The organism is Synechocystis sp. LEGE 06083 (assembly GCF_015207725.1).
Lineage (GTDB): Bacteria > Cyanobacteriota > Cyanobacteriia > Cyanobacteriales > Microcystaceae > Synechocystis > Synechocystis salina.
On sequence record NZ_JADEWJ010000326.1, the window covers coordinates 1 to 3,890 of the forward strand.

Here is a 3,890-nt window from a genome sequence, read left to right on the forward strand (position 1 = left end):
CTCCTATGAAGAAAGGGAATTTTTCTTTGAGTTAGCAATATTAGCCTGGAATTGTGCCGTATTTCCTGAAAGTGAACGAGAAAAACTTATGGAAAGTTTTTTTGTGGATTTGGTCAATCCCCTCGACCCAGAAAGTATAGAAGCGACGCAGGATTTAAGAAATTTTGTTGAGGAATTAATTGAGCGCAAATTAGATGTATTCCCTAAGGACAACAGAATTATCAGAGATTTCCAATTAACTCAACATGAGGTCGGTTTCCATATTTCTGTTTCCTACGTTATCGCTCGATAGTTTCCATGCAAATTTCCGTAGCATCTAAATATAGAACTTCCATTGATCCAGACAAAATTACTGCGTTTTGTCAGCAATGGCAAATAAATAAGTTTGCCCTATTTGGTTCAGTTCTCCGAGATGATTTTGATCTAGATATTTAATCATCAAACTGGTAGTCATTGTATCTGATACTCGTCAAACAAGGATCGCTTATCAATCTAGCCAACAGCCAAGCAAAGAGTTATCAAGTTAAACAATTCCTTAATTTACTCTCAAGAGTGATCATGGCTCTCCCCAATATTTTTAATGATTATACAATTAATCTTTTTCAAGATAAGGATCGAGATTGGTTAGCTTACTTGGTAGAAATGCCCAGTGTTTCTGCTTTTTCCGATTCTCCCCAGGCCGCCCTTGCTGAGTTAGAAATTGCTTGGCAAGAGGTGAGAGAAAGCTATCGTAAACACGGAGATCCGATCCCAATTATCGAAAAGGTTTACGCAAAATCTTAATCATTTCACAAGATTACCGACTAATTCCAACTAATTTCTATGTCTAACAGTTTACAAACCGTGGCCTATGTGGCCGCCAGCATATTATTCATCTTCAGCTTAGGGGGTTTAGCCAACCAGGAAACGGCCCGCCGAGGAAATCTTTACGGCATAGCCGGTATGGCGATCGCCTTTTTAGCCACTGCTTTGGGAGGAAGTTTTACCGGTTATACCACCCTGTTCGGGGCGATTATCCCCGCTGTGGTGATCGGTTTCCTTTTGGCTTCCCGGGTCGCTATGACCTCCATGCCAGAATTGGTCGCTATTCTGCATAGTTTTGTCGGCTTAGCCGCTGTCCTAGTAGGTATTGCTAATTACCTGGCCCCGGAAAATGGTTTAACGGGTTCCGAAGCTTTCATTCATCAAATAGAAATTTATGTGGGCGTATTTATTGGGGCCGTTACCTTCACCGGCTCCATTGTGGCCTTTGGTAAATTACGGGCCATTATCAGCAGTAAACCTCTCATGCTCCCGGCTCGGCACTTCTTGAACATTTCTCTGCTAGTGGCCACGGTTATTTTTGGTGTGCAATTTATGCAACTAGATAGCCCCGCTGGTTTAACACCATTGCTAATCATGACCGCCATTGCCGGGGTATTAGGACTCCATCTCGTTGCGGCGATCGGGGGGGCAGATATGCCCGTGGTAATTTCCATGCTCAACAGCTATTCCGGTTGGGCGGCGGCGGCGGCGGGCTTTATGCTCTCCAACGATTTGCTGATTATTACCGGAGCTTTAGTGGGAAGCAGTGGCGCAATTCTGAGCTACATCATGTGTAAAGCCATGAACCGTTCCTTCATCAGCGTTATCCTTGGTGGGTTTGGGGAAGGTTCTAGTAAAGCTTCCAAAGGGCCGGCCCAGGAGGTAACTGGTACGGTCACTAAAACCAGTGCGGAAGAAGTGGCAGAGGAATTACTCGATGCCCAGAGTGTAATCATTACCCCTGGTTACGGTATGGCAGTGGCCCAAGCCCAGCATCCCGTGGCAGAAATCACCAAATTGCTCAAAGAAAAGGGCATTGCCGTTCGATTTGGTATTCACCCCGTCGCTGGCCGTCTTCCCGGTCACATGAACGTTTTACTAGCGGAAGCCAATGTGCCCTATGATGTGGTGCTGGAAATGGACGAAATTAACGAAGATTTCCCCGAAACCGATGTGGTGTTGGTGATTGGAGCCAATGACACGGTCAATCCCAGTGCATTGGAAGATCCCACCAGTGCGATCGCCGGCATGCCGGTGTTGGAAGTATGGAAAGCTAAACAGGTGGTGGTGATGAAACGGAGTATGGCTTCGGGTTATGCCGGGGTGGAAAATCCTTTGTTTTATAAGGAAAATACCCAAATGCTCTTCGGGGATGCCAAGAAAAATGTCGATGCCATTTTGACCCAACTACGGGCCAAGGACGAGGCGGCCAGTGGCGATAGGGTTCTAGTTTCTGCCTAGGATCACCACTGAAAACATAATCAATTGGCGAATGGGGGAAGTGGACAATTTCCCCTATTTTTGCCAACGGTTATTGATGGTTATCCACACCAAAGATAATTAGGCGGGTGTGGGCCAGAGATTGGGGCTGGCGGGTTTACGTATCGGTGGAGGCCAGGGAAGAAGAAGATTTTGGCCATTTTTGAACGATCGCCGTGGTCAGGAAATGGGATAAAAGACCGATGGGCCCGGCAAACAAGCACAAAATCAGGGAATGGGTCGTCCAGATGCCCGTTTCTCGCCCTTGCCAATAGATCCAGCGTCCGACAAACAGATCCATCACCAAGTAATGTATCCAACCCACAGCCATGATACTGGGGTCGCTAAAGGCCTGGGCAATTACCCCCAATTCCGGGCTAGCCAGGGCGGCGGCCGATGTTGATCCCAGGGAATTAATGAATAAGAGCAAATAAACAACTGCCAAAAGGGCCAGGGGAATGAATGACTGCATCACCTTTTGGGTTCCCTGCCATCCCGGTAGAAGGATCATCAGGGCCCAGAACGGTAGAACCCCTAGATTACTAACGTTAAAAATAAGTTCCGTTGCCGTCGAAGAAAGGAGCATAAAGAAATAGTCCGCAGGAGTGTTACTGATCCTGGCGAATTTTGAGTGGTCTGGCAAGGTTCAACTGTGGTTTTGAGGAGATTGGGGCACTTCCAGCGACTACAGTTGACGACGGAAGTCTATTGTACGGGGTTAGGCCGTCAACTACTTGGTGGTATTGCATTGTGGCGGCGATCGCCCTCCATTCAGCAGTGGGGGTTGATAATGGGAAAAGAATTACGTTTGATTTTTTGCCATGACCACCGATCTATCGGTTTACCTTGACCAAGCCCAACGAGCCGGAGCGGAAAGCGCTGAAGTTTATTACTCCCGTTCCTTTTCTCGGCCGGTTTTTTTTGAGGCTAATCGGTTAAAGCAGTTGGAAAGTTCCGAATCGGAAGGGGTGGCCCTGCGGCTATGGAAAAATGGTCAGGCCGGTTTAGCTGTGGCCTATGGGCCGGTGGAGCCTGGGGTTTTAGTTGAAAAAGCCTTGGCCCTAGCAGCCTTGAATCCTCCCAATCCGCCCCGCTTCACTAATCCCCGTCAAGATTATCGGGAAAGCTTGGGTGAGGATTTTTCCGTCGAACAATTAATCGATTGGGGCCAAACGGCGATCGTCAGTTTACGGTCAGAGTTTCCAGAAGTGCTTTGTAGTGGGGAATTAGCCTGTAGCACCGACAGTACCCGCCTCATCAACAGTGAAGGTTTGGATTGTACCTGGACCGAGAGAAGTTTGAGCTACTACTTCGGGGTGGAATGGATTAGGGGGGAAGATTTTTTGGCTATTTACGATGGGGAGCAATGCCGGGGTCAAGCCGACGTCCAACAGGTAGTGGAAAATCTGCGGCAACGCTTGCTTTGGGCAGAAATTAATCAACAAATCCAGGGGGGCAAAATGCCCATCTTGCTCACCAGTGGGGCGGCCGGTTTATTGTGGGATACGGTGGGGGAAGCTCTCCATGGACAACGGGTAACGGAAGGTTCATCCCCGTGGGCGGAAAAATTAGGACAAGCTGTGGCGATCGAAGGACTACATATTAGT

5 protein-coding genes and 1 pseudogene are annotated in these 3,890 nt (G+C 47.9%); 5 read left to right on the top strand and 1 reads right to left on the bottom strand.

Annotation, left to right across the window (positions count from 1 at the left end):
- From IQ219_RS17780 to pntB, 4 genes and pseudogenes are all read left to right on the top strand, one after another.
- A pseudogene (locus IQ219_RS17780) lies at positions 1 to 292 on the top strand (hypothetical protein); the annotation flags it as partial.
- A gap of 5 nt (positions 293 to 297) precedes the next feature.
- The gene (locus IQ219_RS17785) at positions 298 to 435 is read left to right on the top strand and encodes a hypothetical protein (RefSeq protein ID WP_228017313.1); all 138 of its coding nucleotides are present in this window, start codon (positions 298 to 300) and stop codon (positions 433 to 435) included.
- A gap of 123 nt (positions 436 to 558) precedes the next feature.
- On the top strand, positions 559 to 783 hold the full coding sequence (locus IQ219_RS17790; RefSeq protein WP_194073488.1) for a type II toxin-antitoxin system HicB family antitoxin: 225 nt from the start codon (positions 559 to 561) through the stop codon (positions 781 to 783).
- A gap of 39 nt (positions 784 to 822) precedes the next feature.
- Positions 823 to 2,265 carry a Re/Si-specific NAD(P)(+) transhydrogenase subunit beta gene (gene pntB / locus IQ219_RS17795; RefSeq protein WP_194073489.1) on the top strand — a complete coding sequence of 481 codons (1,443 nt, stop codon included), beginning with the start codon at positions 823 to 825 and terminating at the stop codon, positions 2,263 to 2,265.
- 136 nt (positions 2,266 to 2,401) lie between these two features.
- Here the strand turns inward: pntB and IQ219_RS17800 are convergent, their stop codons facing one another.
- Positions 2,402 to 2,869, bottom strand: a complete 468-nt coding sequence (locus IQ219_RS17800) for an ABA4-like family protein (RefSeq protein WP_190599441.1) — start codon at positions 2,867 to 2,869, stop codon at positions 2,402 to 2,404.
- 235 nt (positions 2,870 to 3,104) lie between these two features.
- Here IQ219_RS17800 and IQ219_RS17805 point away from each other — a divergent pair.
- On the top strand, positions 3,105 to 3,890 hold a 786-nt coding region (locus IQ219_RS17805), incomplete at its 3' end, for a TldD/PmbA family protein (protein WP_255512840.1).

Coding starts and splice junctions, on each gene's coding strand:
- IQ219_RS17800 (WP_190599441.1), bottom strand. CDS start 2,869: ATGCTCCTTTCTTCGACGGCAACGGAACTTATTTTTAACGTTAGTAAT.
- pntB (WP_194073489.1), top strand. CDS start 823: ATGTCTAACAGTTTACAAACCGTGGCCTATGTGGCCGCCAGCATATTA.
- IQ219_RS17785 (WP_228017313.1), top strand. CDS start 298: ATGCAAATTTCCGTAGCATCTAAATATAGAACTTCCATTGATCCAGAC.
- IQ219_RS17790 (WP_194073488.1), top strand. CDS start 559: ATGGCTCTCCCCAATATTTTTAATGATTATACAATTAATCTTTTTCAA.